The sequence below is a fragment of the Polaribacter porphyrae genome (assembly GCF_002954685.1).
Classification (GTDB): domain Bacteria; phylum Bacteroidota; class Bacteroidia; order Flavobacteriales; family Flavobacteriaceae; genus Polaribacter; species Polaribacter porphyrae.
In genome coordinates, this window is the sequence record NZ_MSCN01000001.1 from 2,294,402 (window position 1) to 2,315,667 (window position 21,266).

Genomic DNA, 21,266 nt, shown 5'->3' on the forward strand with positions numbered 1-21,266 from the left:
TTTTTATGAAACTATCTTCTACACTGTTGGTGCTTATTGCACTACTTTTTAGTTTAGGTGCAAATGCACAGGTAAAAAAAGATACTGTACCCAATAACAAAAATGTTTCTTTTGAAAAAGGAAAGGAGTACATTTTAGGAGGTATAACTGTTACAGGTTTAAGAAAATTTAGTTCAGAAACAGTAAAAGTTTTTACAGGTTTAAGAAACGGACAGGTAATAAAATTACCAGGTGATAAACTTACAAGTGCCATAAAAAAACTATACGAAAGTAAACAGTTTAGCAATGTTGATGTTTATCTAGCAAAAATAGATGGTAATACTGTATACCTTCAGTTTGATGTGCAAGAACTTCCTCAACTAAATGAAGTTAAAATTAGTGGTATCAGAAAATCTAAAGCTAAAGAACTTAGAGAGGAAGCCGAGTTAAAACTAGGTGCAATGGTTACTGATAATTTAGTAGTAACTACAAAAAACTACATCACAAAAAAATATACTGATAAAGGATTTCTAAAAACTAAAGTAAATTTATTTGTTAAAAAAGATACTTCTGATATCAACACTGTAAACATGAATATTTACATTGATAAAGGAAGAAAAATAAAGATAAAAAACATAAATTTTACAGGTAACAAAAAGCTTTCCGATAAAAAATTACGAAAAGCAATGTCTAATACCAAAAGAAAATTTATTGGTCGTTTTTGGAAAGCATCAAAATATATAGAAGAAGATTATCAAGAAGATTTAGAAACTATTTTAGACAAATATAGTAGACTTGGGTATAGAGATGCTCGTATTTTAAGTGAAGGTATTACTTGGAATAATGATAACACCATTAATATAGAAATTGATATAGAAGAAGGAAAACAGTACAGATTTGCAGACATCATTTTTGTCGGTAATAAAGAATATACAGATGAACAATTACACCAAATTCTTAAAATTGAAAAAGGAGATGTTTATAATGGTGCTGTATTAAAAGAAAGAGTTAAAGGTGATAATACACCAACTTCTGAAGATTTATCAACCTTATATCAAGATAGTGGTTTCTTATTTTCACAGGTAAACGCTGTTGAAACTAAAGTAGAAAACGATTCTATAACTGTTGAAATTAGAATTCGCGAAGATGAAAAAGCGAGAATTAGAAAAGTTACAGTTACTGGTAATGATAAAACTAACGACCATGTAATTTTTAGAGAATTAAGGGTTAAACCTGGTGATTTATTTAGTAGATCTAATATTATTAGATCAATCAGGGAGATTGGTCAATTAGGTTTCTTTGATCAAAATGTAACTCCTGATGTTGTTCCAGACTACAATAATAAAACTGCTGATATTAATTTTAATGTTGCAGAAAGAGGTGGTAGCCAAATAGAACTACAAGGTGGTTATGGAGGTGGCTCTTTTATAGGTACACTCGGTTTATCTTTTAATAACTTTTCTATTAGAAATATTTTTAATCGTAAAGCCTATAAACCACTACCTATGGGAGATGGTCAGAGCTTGTCTTTAAGATTACAGTCTAGTAGAACATTTAATACTTATAGTTTTTCATTTACAGAGCCTTGGCTTGGAGGAAAAAAACCACAATCTTTATCTTTTTCTATTTACTCTTCAAATCAATATCAATTTAATTTTCAAACAGGAGATGTTGATAGAAGTCAAAGTTTAGGTATTATAGGAGCTTCAGTTGGACTAGGTAGGAGATTAAAATGGCCAGATGATTACTTTCAATTATCTCAAACCATAAGCTACCAAAGTTTTAATTTAAATAATTATAGATTTGGTGTAGGTGGTGAATTAATAGATAATGGTACATTAAATAATTTATCTTATAGTGCAATATTATCTAGAAATTCTGCAGGCCCAAGTTTAATTTTCCCTACTTACGGTTCTGAATTCACTTTAGGTGTAAAAGCTACATTTCCATACTCTTTAGTAAATAATAAAGACTACACGAGTTTAGATACTGCAGAAAGATTTAAATGGTTAGAATATTATAAATTGACTGCCAAAGGTAAGTGGTACACTTCATTTACAGATAAATTAGTTTTAATGACGAATGCAGAAATGGGATATTTAGGTTTTTACAATAATGACATTGGTCCTTCTCCTTTTGAGCGTTATTTTGTTGGTGGTGATGGAATTGCCATCTTTCAGTTAGATGGTAGAGAGGTTGTAGGTTTAAGAGGATATGAAAATAACAGATTATCTTCTACTTTAGGAGGTACTATCTATAACAAATTTCAATTAGAATTAAGATATTCAATTACAGATTCTCCTTCTGCTTCTATTTATACATTAGGTTTTGCAGAAGCTGGTAACTCTTATGACAATTTTGAGACATATAATCCGTTTGAATTAAAACGTTCAGCTGGTTTAGGTATTAGAATATTTATGCCTGCTTTTGGTTTACTAGGTATAGACTTTGCTCATGGGTTTGATCCTTTACCTGGTTTTACCCAAAAATCTGGCTGGCAAACACATTTTATTATTGGAAGACAATTCTAGGAAAACTGTACATTTGTAATGTCGAAGTTTTTTTGGCACGGTTTTTTCTAAACACATTATACAAATGAAAAAAATATTTTTATTAGTAGTTCTTTTATTTAGTGTTACTACTTTTTGGTCTCAAAGAAATCAGATTATTGCTTACATCGATATGGAGTATATTCTAGAAAATGTTCCAGAATATTTACAAGCTCAAAACACGTTAGATTCTAAAGTTTCAAAATGGAGAAATAAATTAGATAAGCAAGCGAGACATATTGAGGTTTTAAAATCTGATTTAGCAAACGAAAAAGCAATTTTAACAAAAGACTTAATTGAAGAAAAAGAAGAGGAAATAACCATAAAACAAGAAGAGTTAAGAAGATTAGAATCTTTATATTTTGGCCCAAAAGGAGATTTGTTTTTAGTAAGAAAGCAGTTAGTAAAACCAATCCAAGATCAAGTATATAATGCAATACAAAGCATTGCTAAAAGAAAAAAATATGATTTTGTATTTGAAAAATCTAGCGATTTGATTATGCTTTATTCAAATAAAAAATACGATATTAGCGACCTTGTTTTATCTACTATAGATAGAACCAGATTATCAAATCAAAAAGAAGCTGAAAAGAAGAAAAGACGAGAAAAGAAATCAGCTCCAAATAAAGAGCTTACGCAAAGACAAAAAGATATTGTAGCAAAAAAAGAGGAAGCTGATACTAAAAAGAAAGATGCAGCTGCAAAAAAGATAGCTGATAAAGAAGCGAAGAAAAAAAATATCGCTGATAAAAGAAAGGCTTTATTAAAGAAACGTGAAGAAAAAAGAAAATTATTAAGAGCAAAAAAAGAAGCCTTAAGAAAAAAGAAAGAAGAAGAGAAAAAGAAAGAAGAAGAAAAGGAAAATAATTAAACAAAAAACAAGAATAATAATTAAATTAAACAAGAAATGAGAAATTTTAAAACGTTACTATTAATTGCTGTATTTACTTTAGGTGTAGGTGGTGTTGCAAATGCACAAAAAATAGGTCATATAGACTTTGAAAAATTAGTAGCAGAAATGCCACAAACTAAAAAATTAAAAGCAGATATTGAGAAATTGGGTAAAACTTACCAAGATGAAGTTGAGAGTATGGCTAAAAAGCTGGATGCAAAAATGAGTAAATACAGACAAGAGTCAACATCACAAACAAAAGAAATTAATGATATCAGAACAAAAGAAATACAACAAGAAAATGCTAGGTATGAGCAATTAAGGCAAACTGCTTATCAAGATATGCAAAAAAAACAAGCTGATGGATTAAAGCCTATTATAGAGAAAGCTCAAAAAGCTATTGAAGAAGTTGCTGCTTCTAAAGCAATAGTGTATGTTTTAGATGCATCTTTAGGTAAAGGATTACTTGTTAAAAAAGGTGAAGACTTGTTTGCTGCTGTTAAAGCTAAACTAGGATTTTAAAAAAATAAAATTATATATTAATATAAAACCTACTTTTTAAGTAGGTTTTTTTATTTTTATTGCAGATATGAAAGCTAACAATTCTCCTATCGGTTTTTTTGATTCTGGTATTGGTGGTACATCAATATGGAAAGAAGTAACTGAACTCTTGCCTTTTGAAAATACAATTTATTTATCTGATAGTAAAAATGCTCCTTATGGAGAAAAGAGCCAACAAGAGATTATAGATTTATCTATTAAAAATACAGAATTTTTGCTTAATAAAAATTGTAAGCTTATTGTAGTTGCATGCAATACAGCAACTACTAATGCTATAAAAATATTAAGAGAAAAATATTCAATACCTTTTATTGGTATTGAACCAGCAATAAAACCAGCAGCCTTAAAAACCAAATCTAAAGCAGTTGGTATTTTAGCTACAAAAGGCACTCTAAATAGTCAACTATTTGAAAAAACTTCGGGTAAAATAGAGACTCATATCAAAATATATGAAACTATTGGGAAAGGTTTGGTTGAATTGATTGAAGATGGAAAAATACATTCTACTAAAATGAAAACTCTATTGAAATCATACATTGATCCAATGCTTAAAAAGAATATAGACTGTTTGGTTTTAGGCTGTACTCATTATCCTTATTTAATTCCTATTATCCAAGATATTGTTAAAGAAAAAGTTCAAATAATCGATTCTGGTTTAGCTGTTGCTAGACAAACTAAAGCTGTACTAGAAAAAAATCTGCTTTTAAATATTGAATCAAGCCAAGCTTTTCATCAATTTTACATTAACAAAGAAAAAAAGGTTTTAAAAGCAATACTCTCTTATTTAAAAAATAAATCAATAGAAATAAACGAAAAAGAGTTTTAAAAACTCCCAAATGCAGCATTTATATTTGGACAAGCTGCAGCCCTTGGCTCTTTAGTCCATAAATTGATACCCACAGATACTTGATGAAAACCAGAATTAGTTAACACTGTATCGTTCATTTGATTGGTGTAAGTATAAGAAAACATATAATTTTTATAGTTTATCCCTATAATTGGTGATATAAATTGTGCATTTTCAATCGCATTTGCATCAAAATTACTCCTATAAGATAAGGCTCCCCATAATTGAGTTTGAGAGATTGTTTTATATGCTTTTATATTAAAATCAGCAATTCGCTCTCCTGTTCCTTCCCTAAATTGAAACATTACTGAAGGCTCAAATTGAATAGCTAAATCTTGTCCAAAATAATATCCAGCAGAAAAAATGTAATTTCTTAAGTCTAAAGGCTCCTGAACATTTAAATTGTTTTTTGCAGTTAATAAAAGATTTTTAACTGTAAAATATGATGAAAATCCTCCATAATGATATGCCATTCCAAAATCAGCATTATAATAACTAGTACTTTCTACTATTGCAGCTACAGCTCTGTCTCCAGTAAATGTTCTTTGATCTGATTGATTTTGTACAAACGTAAATGACAAACCAAAAGATAATTGATTAAAGAATCTACCATTTCCCATAGGTAAATGATATGCGTAAGTACCTTGTAAACCTTTTTGAGAGTGAAATCCGTTTTTATCATTAAACAAAACTAGTCCATAACCTGCATTAGAATACTCACCAAATCTAGTATGAAAGCTCAATGTTTGTAAAGCTGGAGCATTTGGAATACCAGCCCATTGTTGCCTAGCTGTAAATCTTAATTTACTTGAATTACCAATACCAGCTGCTGAAGGGTGGACTAAATATACGTTATCAGACAAATAATCTTGGTAAATAGGTAATGTTTCTTGAGAATTACTTTTTAATGAAATAAAGGATAATAAAGAAAATAAGAAAAATCGATTTAAAAATTTCATTAAAAATTTAGTTATTTAATTCTCAAAGATATTGATTTTACTAAAATAAATTCTTTTAAAAATAAAGATTTAACATAAATATTTAACTAACTTTTGTATAAATTATTGTAAGTCTTCAGATAATAAAAAAGCAGTCTGTTAAGACTGCTTAAATTTGTAGCAAGGACTGGACTACAAATATTAAACCAGCTTAAATTGTCTTTATAAAAAATTCACAATAACTCCTTATTTAAAAGTACATTCAGAGACATTATATAAAAATAATTAAAACTTCATAAAAAGAAATAAAGAAAAAAGTTGGGATTATATCGGGAATTTATTAAATTTATCATATATATATTAATAAATGGCTAGTATTAAATTTAACATCATTTCAAGAAAAAATCCGTCAAACCTAAATATTCGATTTTATCACGGAAAAAATATTGACTGCAATGCAAAGTCAAACATTCTTATTGACCCCAAAATTTGGAGTAATAAGATGCAAAACTTAAAGTCTTTGACTGATAACGAATCTAAAAAATTCTATAGAACAAAGATTAATGCGCTCAAACTTGAAATAATAAAAAAATTTACTGAAGATTATTCTAACGGGAAACTTATTAATTCTAAATGGTTAAATATATTAATAGAAGATTTTTATAAAAGACCTACAGATGAAAATGACTATAAGATATTCCTAATACCGTTTATTACAAAATACATTGATGAATCTGAAAACAGAATAAACCTTAAAACAGGAAAAAAAATATCTTTCAGGACTATCCAAAAATATAAAACAACTTTAAATCAAATTAAAGATTTTGAAGAAAAAGAAAAGGATAAATATCACATAAAAAATATTGATTTAGATTTTCATAAAAGATTTACAACTCATTTAAAATTAGATAAAAATTATTCTAATACTATGATTGAAAAAATCATCAGTCAGTTAAAAAGTTTTATTAGAAACGCTAAAGAAAAGGGCTATGAAACAAGTCCAGAAGTAGAAAGTAGAAATTTTACATTTAGAAGAGATGAAACAATAGATATATTTTTAGACGAAAAAGAAATAGAAATAATTTACAATCTAGATTTCTCTAACAACACTAGATTAAACAATGTAAGAGACTTATTCATAATAGGCTTATGGACTGGATTAAGAGTTAGTGATTTAAAAAGAATTAATCAATTTCACTTCTCAAAAGATAGGATAATAATATCATCTACAGAAAAAACAAATTCATCAGTTAAAATACCTATACATCCACAAGTAAAAAACATCTTAACTAGAAGGAATAAAAAACTTCCTCGAATCATTTCTGACCAAAAGTTTAATCTATATATCAAAGAGATTTGTAAAATTGCAGGTTTTACTGAAAGAGTCTTAGGGTACAAAAAAAACTCTGAAACAAATAGAAAAGAAAAAGGTTATTTCCCAAAATATGAATTGGTAAGCTCTCATATTTGTAGAAGAAGTTTTACAACAAACCATTATGGGAAAATTGACGATAAAGCATTAATGGCAATTACTTCACATCGTAGCCATTCACAATTCATAAAATATGTAAAAACTACTCAAAAACAGCATGTTAAAAAAGTGGAAAAATATTGGGCTGAACAAAATGAAATAAACAATTCTCTACCAAAACTAAACATCTCTTACTAAAACGTAACTCATTTAATTTCAGTTAAATAAAATAGTATTTCCATAGATTTACCTTGCTTAATACATTTTTACTTATTAAATTTGCAATAGTTCAGCCATTTTTATAAATCTGAACGTTTTTATTATGAATTCCTTAATTATTCAAGGGCTTGAAATCAAGGATTTTGAAGCTCTACTAGAAAGAATAGTAAGGAAATGCATTAACGAAACACTATCATCTACTAAAGAGGTCAATAGACCACACACAAACGTACTACAAAAGGAAATAAATGTATTTCCCGAAGAAAATCAAGAGACACTTATCTCTAGAAAAGAGTTAAGTCAATACCTGAAAGTATCAATCCCAACGATTCATGCTTGGGACAAAAAAGGCATCCTGAAACCAATAAAAATTGGCACAAGGATTAGATACTTAAAATCAGACGTTGAAAAAATCCTAAATCAAGTTAAACCTTCTAAAGCCATAAATGATGATGAAGATAGAATTTGATTATTGGACATATAAGAGAGGTCTAAACGGAAACACATTCGACTGTAAAAGCAAACGATGTCGCTCTCCTTTTAGATTTCTAAAAATTTCAGAACCTAAATCACAATACCTAATTAACGGAGGTGTTAGCTTTGTTGTTCAAAGTTGGAATAAAAGTAGAGAGAAAATACTTCATTCTGGAATGATTCCTTTTCAGTCCATTAGTTGTGAAGGATTCTACTATGGAAACAACCTCAACAAAAAAGGTAAAAAAGATTTTATCCTTTTATACCACGATTCCAATTTAGATGAGGTGACATTTTTTTTGATTAAAAACAAGTGTCCTAGAAACAAGTCAAAGTTTGCAGAACAATTAATCATTTATTTCAATCAAATTAAATGTATAGAGACTTTGAATATAAAAAATTAAGTAGTTTAATTTTATTCAAATTTAATCTATGGAGCAAAACAAAATACCAACATCTAACTTAATTATTTTAATCAAATTAAATGTATAGAAGTTGAATTTAATTTCAATCAAATTTAACTTCTATACAAACTAAAATTAACTTTAAAACTAAAAAAAAATGAATAACAAAGGCAGAAAAATCGGTTCAAAAAACAAACTAACAAATACTTCTAAAGAAGGTTTATTTAAAGTAGTTAGTAATGAATTAAAAAGGCTAAATAAACTAATAACAACGCTACCAATTTACGAGAGGTTTACTAAACTAATTCCCTATGCAAAGCTACTATGTGTTGGCAATGATGAGATTAGTTATTCCACTAGAAAAATCATATTTGAGAGCTTACAATCCGAGTTTAAGAAACTAAAATTTTACATAAATCATCTACCAAAAGAAAAAAGAGCAAATGAATTAAGAAAAATATTAATGATGTTGAGTCCAGAACAAATTGAAAAGGCAATTGATAAGATTGAGTAAAAAAACACCTTTTTTTGCACATTTTTCCGATTTTCATCAAAATCAACCAAAAAAACACAATTAATTGACTATAAGTAACTTAAGTTGAAGTTAAGGTGGGTGGAGGTCAAAAATGTATTTTTTTGTATTGCACTTTTTAGCGATTATTCTGTTTTTAAGGAAGTCAACAAAAACAAGGAGAACAGCGAAATAAAGGTAGGTATAGGTTCGAACCCACGCCTTAAAACGACACTCTTGTGTCTGTTACAATTAGGTAACAACTAGTCCTCAGGATGATTTTTCAGAACTTTAAAAAACTAATATTTTTACAAAACTTTTTAACCCACTATGGTTTGCTCATTTTTATTATATATATTATTATATTATATATTACAAATCATATAGAAATAATAAAATGACAAGTTTGACGAAATCCAGAATTAAAGAATTCTATTTTTAACGTCCAATAATTTTCCCTCTAAAGTAATTTTCGCTACAGCTTCATTAACCACTAAAGCACCAAAAGTATTTTTCCCTCTGTAAGTCATATATAGAATTATGTAATATCCTTTATCTTCGTACTGGGTTTCTATATGCTCAAAACTTTTAGGGTCATTCAATCTTTCCTTAACATATCTTTTAAGTTTTCTATTACTCCCATCCCATCCTTGAAAAAGTTTTAGAATTTTATTCGTCCTTCTCCTTTTCTTTTCGTTTATTTTAAATTGTACTGGGTCTGGAATAAATACAATCACAGTTTTAACATTCGTAGCAACATTCTTTTGTTTAACAATTTCCTTTTTATAATTTTTAGTAAAAATACTTTTATGAATATTTGAATTATTTCTCCAATTATTTTTTGAAGCATTTTTAGACAGTTGAAAATATATTGTATCCAATCCCTATAGAAACTTTAGATTTCTTGATGTAACTACCTTTAAAATCCTTTACAATACTATCTGACCATCTTTTTTGAAACGCTTTTAAATACTTTAATTGCTTTTTGAGTTTTTCAACTTTTTTTTGCTGATTTTTTAGATTCACTTTTTTAAAACTATCCAAAAATTCTTCTTCCTTTTTTCTTAAACTATCTAATTTATAATTTGAAAGTTTAATTTTACTTTGAGACTCTAAATAATTTTCATCTCCTTCCTCAACTAAGCTGAATTTTTCTATTGCTTTTGTATAATCCTTATTATGATAGAAATTATTACCTTCTGAATAGAAGTCTATTGGATTCAACAAAGTAATAATTAAACCGAAGATAATTGGTGTAAAAAAAATTGAAACTAAAATGTAAATTACTCTCTTCCATAACTTAACATCCCTCTTAAAAATCCCTACAATTCCTAAAGGAGGGAAAAGGAATAATAGAAGCAAAAGAACTCTTTTTCTCAAATACCATTTATACACTTTTTCTTCTTTCTTCTTATTAGGTTTCTCTATAGGTATTCTTTTTTTCTTTTCTAATTTAATTTCACTCGCATTTAACAGTTCCTGAGAAGCATGTTTATTAAAATTAGTTTTTGAAAGACTAACAGATATTTTTCTGTGACAAATGGTACAAGCTTTTTTACCATCACTTGTTTTACTAATATTAAACAGAGGAGTATTTATACCTTTTAAATCTTTTTTACACGCAAAGCACTTTTCCATAGCTATAAATTAAATTTGATTAAAATTAAATTCCTAGAAAGTCAAAAAAAGGAGCGTAAAAAAGCGCACCAAATTCACATAGTAAACGAAGGTTCGCCAAAACCCACAGAACACAAGGAATAGGCACGCCAGAATTGGCATACTATTACTCGTCTCGTTCTGTATTTAAAAATTGGCGATTCTCGTTTACAAGACTTTCAGTACAATATGTTTACTCTTTATTGAAAGAGCAGTATTTTCTAATCACAAATTTAGATAAATTATTATTAAATTTGAGTGAAATAAAGTCTATGAAAATTATTTCACTCAAATTTAATTGATTACCTAAACAATTATCACTCTTTTTTTTGAGTGCATTAACACATATTATAAATGAATCACAATCTTGATGATATAGAACTGCCGAAAGATTCTAGAGGAGAACAATTGGAGACAATTTCTAAAAACTATTTTCAACCTCTTTTTAATGTAAAAAAATTCATTTTAAAAGAAGAAATAATAGACAACGGTATTGACTACAGAATTGAAATTAAAAAAAATGGGAAGAAGCTTGGGTTTGGTTTAAATTTTCAATTAAAAAGTACCGAAAGTGTTACCAAAAATAAAGACAATTCTTATAGTAAATCTTTAGAAACATCTAACATTGAATATTTATTAAACAATGGTCAACCTGCATTTTATGGATTTTACATTGAAGAAGAAAAAGCAATGTACTATGAGAATTTAGAAACATTCATACAATCATTAAATTCTAAAAACCCTGAATGGCAGAAACAACAATATCACACTTTGAGGTTTACAAAAAAACTAGACCAAAATTCATTAAATATCATATATGATTTAGCGCTGAAAAAAGGATTAATGTTAAGAACTCTTAATTCTAAGTTAGCTGAAAATAGTAATAATATTAAGAGTGATAAGAAAATAATAATAGATTATGAAGGCAACACTAAAACAGATGACGAAATAGAGCAGTTTATTGAAAAATATGGTCTATTTCTGGATACTGAATATAGATGGAATGAGATTATAAGAATTCATAATCAATCATCAAGGAGTTCAAAAAAATCTCAACTTTATAATTTGATTATAGGGTTTTCTTATTTCCATACTGGAGAATATTTTAAAGCTTTAGAGTATCTTAAAAAAGCATATGATGAAATCAATTTAATTTCAGATAATTTAAAAGGTTATTTGATTTATTTCTATTCAGAACTTCAAATAGTTTATGGTTTAATAAATAGAGAGGATTATAATTCTCAATTAAATAATATTCCAGATAATAGTGATATAAAAAAACAACTTACACTTCAGAAAATTCAAAAATTAGCTCAAAAACTATACACCTCTGACTCTTTTACTTCCCCAGATTATGAAGAGCAAATTCAAGCTCTTATTTTAGAGAATTCAGATAACCCAAAAGTTTTTTTACCTGCTAAAATTGAACATGCAAGTTATCGTTCAGAAAGGTTAATTTGCCAAATAATGCCTTCTTTATTAGTTGGAGCTAATGAATACATTGGCTCTGAATACACTAGTATTCTTGATGATTACAATTCCATTCTATTAGATTGTGAAAAGTGTAATTCTTTATTTATCTCTCATCTCTGTTCACTTAGACAAAATAAATTTGTAATTCAGGTAGAGTCTATTATTCGTTTTACAATAAATGAAGATTTGAATTATGAAACTCTTGAAAAGATACTCAAACAAACAAAATTAACATATAAATACTTCTGTGAAATAGGACATATAGAAAATCAACTTTATGCGCTAACTGTAATCCTAGAGCTTCATCAAAATATGGAAAATGAAGAAAGAGTTAATGAAGTTATTTCTTTGATGGAGGATTATATTTTAAAATTTCCTAATCCAGAATTAAAGAAGAAAATTGAATTCACTAAAGAAGGAGGAACTTTAATCAATCATTTAATTAATCAGAAAGAAAATATTAAAAAAATCGATGAAGAGATAAAATCAAAAAGAGAAGAATTGATTAAATTAGACTCCATTGAAAAAGAAAAAAATCTATCTCATTCAAATTATCATATTGTTGAACTATTCCCAATAGGTCATTTTCAAGTTCCAAAAAACAAAATTAAAATTTTCTTTGAAATTGTAAATATTTCTGATGAAAAATTAAAAATACACATAAAAAAACTCTTAAAAATGATAATCCCTGTATTCAATACTTATTCTTTAAAAATTAATACAGAAGGATACTTAAAAGGTAATTTGGAATATAAGGGTATTGAAAGTTATAGGAATATGTATAAAATAAGAAAAGCTTTTTTTGAGAATAAATTTTACAGAACAAAAATATTTTAATGGATATTCATAAGCTACATATATTTTCAAAAAATACTGATGCTTTTGCTTCACAAAGAGGTTATAATTATCAGACTTTAAAAACATTAGAATCTTGGGTGCAAAATTTTATTGATAAAAAACAAGAAATAATTTACTGTGAGTTTGAAGAAGATATTTTTCACAAGGACTTTATTAGTAAAGAAGCCAAGTTTAAACAAATAAAACTTTATTCAAATAACTTTTCTTTTAAAAGCAATGAAATAAAAAAAAGTATTGTTAATTTTTTTCTATTACACATAAAATCAGATTATTCTGACTTTAAGAAAGAGTTCATATTTGAAACTAACTCTAATATAGTTAGAGATTATGACGGAAATGATGCAAGCCTATTAAAAGAATGGTTCAATAATCAATTCTCATTATCAGAAGTTGACTTAAAAAAATACTCCAACAAAGTAAAAGAGATAGTTAGTGAATACATAAAAAAACAAGAAAAAAACTATGAAATAAAATTAATCAAAGAAGCATCCGAGATTTTCAATAAACTAAATGACGAGTTTTGGAATGATTTTACAAGATTAATAAAATGGGATTTTAAGAATACAAATCCAGATGATGAATTTTCTAATACTATCAAAAAAATTAAATCCTTAATAACTAAAATACCAATAAGCTCAGTTAGTGACGATAAAAATATTTTTAGTTCTTTACTGGAGACAGTTTTTGTAAAAGTCACGAATAGTGACTACAATGAAAGAACTTTGACTTTCAGAAAGTTTGAAAATACAATTCTAAGCCTTGGCGAAAAAGAAGATGGTTGGTACTCAAGAAAGTTCAATTACTACTTAAATATAGAATCTATAGATTCCTTTAGATTTGGAGAATTTTATGAAATTTTAGATTTGATAAATTATTGTAGAAGAAAAAAATACCTCCACCATCATAAAGAGAAATGGAATGCTTTAACTAATTTCTATCTAAATACAGATTCTATATCTCCTTATTATAGGAGAAAAATTATATACGAGCTAATATTTCTAAATAACGAATTTCACGAAGTTGATTATGAAAATTTAAGTGCTAGAATAAGACCAGATGGGAATCTTTTTGGATTTGAAAATCATATAAGATATTATCTCGAAGACTTTAAAAATTTCATTACACCGGAAGACCTAGAGGATGCTAAAAATATTATAAATATTCTATTCCCAGTTGTTATTGATAATAAAATAAATATTGATAAAAAAGAACATAGTAAATGGGTTATAACTCTATTCAAAGAAATAAGTAAAAGATTAACCAATTCTTCAAACTCAACTGAAAGATGTAAGTATTTAGAACTAAAAGCTACCTTCTTAATGGTATCTAATATATCCAGAGGTAAAAATCCATTAGAATTCATTAAATATTATGATGAATTAATAGAAAACTTAGATAAATCCCCATTGTATGAAGTTTCTCAATTGGGAGATAGATTAAATAAGTATATCAAAATGTTTATTAATTCCGAACCAGATGACACTTGGGGACTAATTAATGCTCTAGAAGAGTTCTCTACAAGGCTATTCCCCTACATTGAAAAGAGAGAGGGTAAAATAAGCTTAGCAAAGCAACAAGTACAAAGAGGAGTACAATATATAAAAACAAATAAAAAACATTTACTCCTCAAAGCTCTAGATTATTTTCATAAAGCAAAAATTAATTACCTGCAAGAAGACACAATAGAGGGTTACACTTTAGGGTTGATAAACATCTCTCAACTCTATAATAAATTAGGATTACATTTAGCAGCCAAATACTATGCTCTTGCTTCTTTTAGAATTAGTATTAACAAAGAACTTATAAATCGTGTTGAAAACAGTTTTGAATTACTCTTTTATTCAGATTATAAATCTGGGTCTTGGCTTAATGCTATTGACATATACAGTAAATATATTTTTACAAGAGAACAATCTAACTATGAGAAATCTGATTTTGAACATGAAAGTAAAATAACTCGTAAATTAACATTTTTACTTTATGTAATGCTAAAGAAATCGAATCATTTCAATGATTTCGTAACTGAATATATTAATTCTTTTGGCTATATAGGAAATGACATTATTAACCCCATTTTAAAAAAATATGATGAATTTTTACCAACTGAGAATCATTTTAATCAATTTTTAATTAAAGAAGTAAATGATTATCCCCTAAATGATATAGGTACAGAAAGAGTTATTTCATTTAAAGCTTTAGGAAGTTTGTGGAGAATTAAATTTCCTAATAAATATGAATTAATTGGTATTTCAGAAGAATTTATTTCTAACCTTCAAATTCTACTAGCTGAAATCTCTTTATTTGAAGTTGATTTTCATTTGCTGAAAACAGAAATTGAAATAGAGCTAGAACTATCTAAAGAATACAAAGAACCAGAAGAACTACCTTCCAATGAGGTAATAAAAAGAAAAGTATTTATTGTTAAGTGTAATAGTAAAAATGAAAAAAAATTAAATTTTCACACTGTTCACAGTACAATTTCAGTAAGTTATATTCTAAACTCTATGAGTTTGTTAAAATATGAAGAGTTTCAGTCTAATTTTATGGATTTCATAAAAGAAAGAGAGCTTGATAATAAACAAATTTCAGTAAATATTTATCAAAAAATTCACAGAGATGTTTATTCCAAAAAGTCATTTAAAGAATTTAAAAATCAAAAATTAAATAATTTTAAAATTGATTTGGATTTTATAAAAGATAATGAATTTATGAAATGGAACCATTCTCTAAGTCATAAATATAATTATGAAGACTCTATTTTTGCTATTAAAACTAGATTTGAGAATACTTATAAAGGAACATATCTAACAATTCTAAAATTAAAAAAAGATAAAAAATTCATCTTATTAATTAACAAACTCAGGAAAGATGGATGGAAGGATTGGCAAATTATTTCTAATATATTCAATTTTATAGTTGATTATAAAGTAAGGGTTTTTGAAGCTGAAAATTTAAAGGGATTAGATGAAAAAAGCTTTCGAGAAAAGTATCATGAACTCTTTTATAAGTATGTAAAACTTGATGAAAAAGACTGTTATATATACTTTCCTGTTGAAGCTTTTGAATCAAAAGAATTTGAATTTCAATTTAACATTAGTATAGTTGCTATATTGAATAGGTTTCAATTAGAATGCAAGTTACAAACGCCAGCCTTTAAGGCAATAAGAGAGTTTTTAAATATCAAGTTTAATCTTAATAAAGATGACTACCACGTGAATAACCCGTTAAAGAATTTATAAACAAAATAATTATGATAAAGAAAATTAAAAAGAAACACATAATAGATGCAACTAAATACATAGATTATATTGGAATTCCAAAGGATAACATTTATAATTATTATTGGATAAAATTAGATAATGGTAAAGAATACCCTTTCAAACTTACTGTTAGAGAAGCTTATAAATTGACTACAAATACAGATGAATATTATGATTTTAGTTCAAATAAAGAAACTAGAAAAACTATAGAAGATTTAGGATTTGAGATAAAATACTATACTGAGCATATTAATTTTTTGAAAGATTATGAAGTTGAAAAATTCTCAGACGTTGCAGGAAGTAAATACAGAAAAGCAAATCCTGAAAATGTCAGATATGGAATGTTAATAGCTCCTACTGCATATAAGATTAATTATTGGGCTGAAAATTCTACAATAGAGAATTTTGTAATAAAATCAGATAAAAGTTGGCAATGGTCAGGCAGTTTTAAAAGTTATTTATGGATAAGAATATTTAGAAAAAATGATTCTAAGAAGGTATACTTTGTTTTAGGGGTTGATGATAAAGGAAACTTATATTTAGAACTAAATTGTCAAAGGTCAAATCATACAGGTGGAAAAACACAACCTTTAACAAAGGAAAGAATAAATGAATTCGATAAGTATTTAAATAGTTCTACATACATAAAAAAAATCATAAAGAAAGAACATCTTAAAAATTACAACTGGCACTCTTTAATTTCATTAACAAAAGATTTTCTTCATAGTAATTCTACAATTTACGATGAATTAGAAATAATTTCAAAAGAGAAATTTATCGAATTAAATCAAGATAATGATTCTATACTGACGGTTAGTGATATACCTGAATCAACTAAATCTTATGTGAATAAAGAAAGAAATTTTAAAGGTAAAAAGATAGACTGGAGTAAAAAGCAATTAGTATCTAGCAGGTTAGGTTTATTAGGTGAAGAACTGATAATTGAATATGAAAAATCGAAAATAAAAAAACTGAAAAAAGAGAATATTTTAAATGACAATATAATTGTAGAAAAAAAACGGGATGGTGAAGGCTATGACATTTTAAGTTATGACAAAAATGGAAATAAACTGTTTATAGAAGTGAAAACTACAAAAGGAAAAATTAATGAGCCATTTTATTTATCTATTAATGAAAAAGCTTTTTATGAAAAACATAAAAGTCAATACATTATTTATAGATTATATGAATTTAATAACCTCTCAAAAACATCTAAATTATATAAAATAGAGGGTTCTGAATTAGATGACTTTAATTTTAACCCAACTAACTTTGAAATCTCTAAAGGAGATTTTTCTTAAAAAAATATAAAATGATACAATCGCTGGAAGAAGGAAGAAAAGAAGATGGAAATCGTTCCATTGCTGATAAAATAATAAAACGATTACATGATTTAGATAAGACTATAGAACACAATCAAGGAAGGTGGGCTTGGGAATTACTTCAAAATGCTAAAGACAGTTCGGTTAATGATGAAAATCATAAAATTTCAGTTCAAATAATATTAGACAATAATCAAGTAGAATTTAAACATAATGGAATACATTTTACCGAAAAAGATATTAGAGGTTTAATAAATCAAATTTCCTCCAAAGAAGTTGAAGAAAATGAACAAACTAGAAAAACTGGACGTTTTGGAACAGGTTTTTTAACTACACATTTGTTGTCTCGAATTATTCAAATTAGAGGAATTCTTAAAAGTGAGAATGAACAATTTTATCGTTTTAAGTTTCCATTGGATAGGACAGGGAAAACAATGCTAGAACTTGCTCCTATGATTGAAAAAGCTTGGAGCGAATTTCACAATTCTGTTTTAGAAGTTAATCATAACGATTATAACATTAACGAATTTAATACATCTTTTTGTTATTCGTTGATTACTTCGGAACAACAAGAAGTTGCAAGAACTGGAATAGAGGAATTCACTAAACTACTGCCTTACGTTTTAGCCTTTATTCCCAAAATTAAGAGTATTCAAATTATTGATAACACTCGAGGTACTGATGTTACTTTTTTAGACAAGAACAATAGATTAAATGAGTTCATTACTCTAATTGAAAGGATTAAAAACGGCATAAAATCAAATATTTATATTTTAAATTATTCTGGGAATAAATCTTCTATTGCTTGTGAGTTAGAAAAAGAAAATGATAAATACTTCTTCAAAAATCTAGATAATTTACCTAAACTTTTTTGTGATTTCCCTCTAATAGGAACTGAAAATTTTCATTTCCCAGTGATTGCTAATAGCTTTTATTTCAACCCTTTAACGGAGAGAAATGGAGTGTGGTTAAAAAAGGAAAATGATGATGAAGTTCTTGAAAACCGCAGTATACTTATTGAATCAATCGAATTATATAAAGAACTTCTACCTAAATTATTGGAGAGTAATTATTTTAATTTCTTTAATATTATTCAGACTAAAATTCCTAATGTAGATTATATCAATAAAGATTGGTTTTCGGATGAAATTCAGACTCCTTTGAGGAATTTTATAATAGAGTTAAATATTGTTGAATTAGAAAATGACGATAAAAAAACAATAAAGGATATTTGGTTTCCTTCGAAAGAATATAATATAGAGAGGAAAAATAATTTATGGCAGTTCAATTATGATTTATCTCCCAATTCTATACCCAAAAAAGAGCATTTTGAAAAATGGACATCCTATTCTTGGTCTGATTGGAATTTTCTAAATTATGAAGAATTAGTAAAAGAAATAGAAAAAATTGGGAGTATAGAAAAGATTGAAGAATCGTTAATCAATAAAGATTCCTATGACTGGTTAAATTCTGTTGGCATGTTTTTGTTAGAAGTAGAATCTAATAAACTACTAATAAAAAATATGCAATTGTACCTAATCGAAATGGAATATTCCATAAAAAAAGTGAGCTGTTTATTGACAAAGTAAAAGATGAACAACTTATAGAAATTCTAAAGTTATTAAATGATGATTGGAATGATATTCTAATTAATAAAGGTGTTCGTTTTGGAAGTTATCATGTTAAAGAAAAAAAGCACATTGCAAGTGAAATAACAGAGAAAATCAATTACACTACTGATAAAGACGAAAACTATAATAGAGCTGTAATTCTCCTTTCAGAATGGTTTGAATGTAATAACCCTGATGACATTAAAAACTTATTTTCTGAATTACACAGAAAAAAAGCGGAGTTATTTATGAATACTATTTCTGATAAGGAAAGCCTTTACCGTATTATGAAAAGTAATACCGATTTATCTAAAGTAGCTGATGCCATTGATAACAATTCTAACATTTTAGATAATAACGAAGAACTCTCATCTCTTTTAACAGAATTTAACCTAAATGATATTTCTAAACTAAGAGTCATTTTGGAAACGTCTCAAAGTGGCTTATTTATTAAAAAGTCTGATTTAACTCAAGAGGATTTGGTAAGTTTAGGTGTCGCATCAATTGAAGAACTAGCAGAAGCTCTAAAAGATAAAGACCTTTCCAATATGTTCCATAGTTCCAATCCTAATGTTAGTGCTTTTCTTTATGCAGAAAAATTGATTTCCAGAGCAAAGAGAAGAGTTATTGAGCATTTAAGAACTTTATCAGATAAATATGATTGTAATGAATTAGATGAAGATATATCTAAATCAGCAATAGGAGGCATTAAAAAAAATGGACAGCCTATTTATATTGTTACTCGTCCTTCGGATAATGATTTTATAATAGTTTATTATGGTTCTGAAAAGGACATCTTGGATTACGAAAATTCCGAACTATGGGTGGATAACGGAATTGACATCCCAAAAAGAATAACACTAGGAAAGATATTAAAGAATACAGGAATAAATAAAATACCAGTTTAGAAATGAGTATTGAAGATGAAATTATAAAGATTCTTAACAAAAAAAGCTCGAGAGCGACAAAATTGAATTTAAAGCAGTATTGCCACCTGCAAGAAGCATTGCAAGATTAATTAGCTCCTTTGCTAATGCTAGTGGAGGGTATATTATTCTAGGTATTTCGGATAGAATGGAGGTAAATGGATTAAGCCAAGATTTCCACGCCAACAACATCACACATAAAGCATTAGACCTACTCACACCTACTCCAAAAGTTGAATATCAATATATAAATTATGGCAATAAAAAGCTATACGTCATTAAAATAGAAAAATCTAATACTGAAATTAGTTTAGAAGGTAAAATTTATAAAAGAATTAATAATGCCTCCATATTAACCAACCCTTTAAAGGTCGATTTTAGCAATAATGATTATCAAAAAATTAAAATTATTAATCAACAATTAAATTATTATAAAGAAAATGCAACTAATTCAAGATTACGGTTAGTAGAACACTATCAAAGTATTTTAAAAATAATAGATGACTTACAGCATATTCTTTACCCTGAAACACCTCAAAAACCAACAATTAGTCAAGAAGGAAAAGTTTTAACCAGAATACTCTACTCTTCCTTTACTGATAATTTTGAAACATACCTATCCGAACTTCTTTATGAAATATTTTTAGCGAACCCATCAACTCTTAAATCTAAACAAGAAGTAACCATAGAAGAAGTACTAAACTGTTCTGATTTACAAGACTTTGTTAAATACTGGGCAAACCAAAAAATTGGAAAACTTCAAAAAGGAAGTGTTAAGAACTTTATTAAAGACAATAAACAAATAAGGGATTTAGATGTAATTAATGAATCTACAGAAAAAGAGATAGAGTTACTTTTACAAATTAGACATTTATATACTCATAGAAATGGAATAGTTGATGAGAAATTTTTAAAACACTACAAAGGGAGACTAAAGTTAAATGATGAATATCAGGTATCGATTGATGAGGTTTGTGATAAATTAGTCTATCTCTCAAAAATTGTTTACGATATTGATAACTCAGCAATTAAGAAATATAATTTAGCAATAGAAAAATAGATACCAATCTATTATAAATCGGAAATATATCGGGAATTTTATAATTAAAAAATCCATAAAAAATTGAACATCAATTATTTATGGATTTATATAGTAGCGAGGACTGGACTCGAACCAGTGACCTTCGGGTTATGAGCCCGACGAGCTACCTACTGCTCTACCTCGCGATTTGGGCTACAAAGATACTACACAATATAAGTATTTTCCAAATTTTAATTGAACTATTTTTTTCAAAGTTAATTTATAGCATAATCTA

The 21,266-nt window shown here is 27.1% G+C and carries 17 protein-coding genes and 1 tRNA gene; 14 read left to right on the plus strand and 4 right to left on the minus strand.

What is annotated here, in order from left to right; translation table 11 throughout:
• Window positions 1-5: 5 nt before the first annotated feature.
• The 4 genes from bamA to murI all read left to right on the plus strand — a co-directional run bounded on the left by bamA (window position 6) and on the right by murI (window position 4,807).
• The gene (gene bamA / locus BTO18_RS10335; protein WP_105016143.1) at window positions 6-2,510 is read left to right on the plus strand and encodes an outer membrane protein assembly factor BamA; all 2,505 of its coding nucleotides are present in this window, start codon (window positions 6-8) and stop codon (window positions 2,508-2,510) included.
• A 64-nt stretch (window positions 2,511-2,574) separates the two neighbouring features.
• Window positions 2,575-3,399, plus strand: a complete 825-nt coding sequence (locus BTO18_RS10340; protein ID WP_105016144.1) for an OmpH/Skp family outer membrane protein — start codon at window positions 2,575-2,577, stop codon at window positions 3,397-3,399.
• A gap of 36 nt (window positions 3,400-3,435) precedes the next feature.
• Entirely contained in the window at window positions 3,436-3,942 is a 507-nt protein-coding gene (locus BTO18_RS10345) for an OmpH/Skp family outer membrane protein (RefSeq protein ID WP_105016145.1), read from the plus strand.
• A 67-nt stretch (window positions 3,943-4,009) separates the two neighbouring features.
• Window positions 4,010-4,807, plus strand: coding sequence for a glutamate racemase (gene murI, locus BTO18_RS10350; protein ID WP_105016146.1), 798 nt, complete (start codon window positions 4,010-4,012; stop codon window positions 4,805-4,807).
• Here murI and BTO18_RS10355 read toward each other — a convergent pair.
• Window positions 4,804-5,787: a PorP/SprF family type IX secretion system membrane protein gene (locus BTO18_RS10355; protein ID WP_105016147.1), complete on the minus strand. Its 984-nt coding sequence runs from the start codon at window positions 5,785-5,787 to the stop codon at window positions 4,804-4,806. The two genes, murI and BTO18_RS10355, sit on opposite strands and share 4 nt — an antisense overlap.
• Window positions 5,788-6,133: 346 nt before the next feature.
• Here BTO18_RS10355 and BTO18_RS10360 point away from each other — a divergent pair, with 346 nt between their 5' ends.
• The 4 genes from BTO18_RS10360 (at window position 6,134) to BTO18_RS10375 (ending at window position 8,848) form a co-directional block, all read left to right on the plus strand.
• Entirely contained in the window at window positions 6,134-7,435 is a 1,302-nt protein-coding gene (locus BTO18_RS10360) for a tyrosine-type recombinase/integrase (protein WP_146106912.1), read from the plus strand.
• 124 nt (window positions 7,436-7,559) lie between these two features.
• On the plus strand, window positions 7,560-7,925 hold the full coding sequence (locus BTO18_RS10365; protein ID WP_105016149.1) for a helix-turn-helix transcriptional regulator: 366 nt from the start codon (window positions 7,560-7,562) through the stop codon (window positions 7,923-7,925).
• Window positions 7,906-8,334, plus strand: coding sequence for a hypothetical protein (locus tag BTO18_RS10370; RefSeq protein ID WP_146106913.1), 429 nt, complete (start codon window positions 7,906-7,908; stop codon window positions 8,332-8,334). Before BTO18_RS10365 ends, BTO18_RS10370 begins: the two co-directional genes overlap by 20 nt.
• 157 nt (window positions 8,335-8,491) lie before the next feature.
• On the plus strand, window positions 8,492-8,848 hold the full coding sequence (locus BTO18_RS10375; protein WP_105016151.1) for a hypothetical protein: 357 nt from the start codon (window positions 8,492-8,494) through the stop codon (window positions 8,846-8,848).
• Window positions 8,849-9,267: 419 nt separating this feature from the next.
• On the opposite strand, the gene BTO18_RS10380 is transcribed toward BTO18_RS10375, so the two are convergent.
• Window positions 9,268-9,726 carry a hypothetical protein gene (locus BTO18_RS10380; protein ID WP_105016152.1) on the minus strand — a complete coding sequence of 153 codons (459 nt, stop codon included), beginning with the start codon at window positions 9,724-9,726 and terminating at the stop codon, window positions 9,268-9,270.
• Entirely contained in the window at window positions 9,698-10,483 is a 786-nt protein-coding gene (locus BTO18_RS10385) for a hypothetical protein (RefSeq protein WP_105016153.1), read from the minus strand. Before BTO18_RS10385 ends, BTO18_RS10380 begins: the two co-directional genes overlap by 29 nt.
• 372 nt (window positions 10,484-10,855) lie before the next feature.
• Between BTO18_RS10385 and BTO18_RS10390 the strand changes: the two genes are divergently transcribed.
• The 6 genes from BTO18_RS10390 to BTO18_RS10410 all read left to right on the plus strand — a co-directional run bounded on the left by BTO18_RS10390 (window position 10,856) and on the right by BTO18_RS10410 (window position 21,010).
• The gene (locus BTO18_RS10390; RefSeq protein WP_105016154.1) at window positions 10,856-12,811 is read left to right on the plus strand and encodes a DUF4365 domain-containing protein; all 1,956 of its coding nucleotides are present in this window, start codon (window positions 10,856-10,858) and stop codon (window positions 12,809-12,811) included.
• Window positions 12,811-16,071, plus strand: coding sequence for a hypothetical protein (locus BTO18_RS10395; protein ID WP_105016155.1), 3,261 nt, complete (start codon window positions 12,811-12,813; stop codon window positions 16,069-16,071). Before BTO18_RS10390 ends, BTO18_RS10395 begins: the two co-directional genes overlap by 1 nt.
• An 11-nt stretch (window positions 16,072-16,082) precedes the next feature.
• Entirely contained in the window at window positions 16,083-17,393 is a 1,311-nt protein-coding gene (locus tag BTO18_RS10400) for a protein NO VEIN domain-containing protein (RefSeq protein WP_105016156.1), read from the plus strand.
• Between the two features lie 11 nt (window positions 17,394-17,404).
• Window positions 17,405-19,003 (plus strand): sacsin N-terminal ATP-binding-like domain-containing protein, encoded by a 1,599-nt coding sequence (locus BTO18_RS17855; protein WP_211295595.1) that lies wholly within the window; start codon window positions 17,405-17,407, stop codon window positions 19,001-19,003.
• A gap of 308 nt (window positions 19,004-19,311) precedes the next feature.
• On the plus strand, window positions 19,312-19,932 hold the full coding sequence (locus BTO18_RS17860; RefSeq protein ID WP_211295596.1) for a hypothetical protein: 621 nt from the start codon (window positions 19,312-19,314) through the stop codon (window positions 19,930-19,932).
• A gap of 61 nt (window positions 19,933-19,993) precedes the next feature.
• Window positions 19,994-21,010, plus strand: coding sequence for an AlbA family DNA-binding domain-containing protein (locus tag BTO18_RS10410; protein ID WP_226789118.1), 1,017 nt, complete (start codon window positions 19,994-19,996; stop codon window positions 21,008-21,010).
• A 94-nt stretch (window positions 21,011-21,104) separates the two neighbouring features.
• Here the strand turns inward: BTO18_RS10410 and BTO18_RS10415 are convergent.
• A tRNA-Met gene (locus BTO18_RS10415) sits at window positions 21,105-21,177 on the minus strand.
• Window positions 21,178-21,266 lie beyond the last annotated feature (89 nt).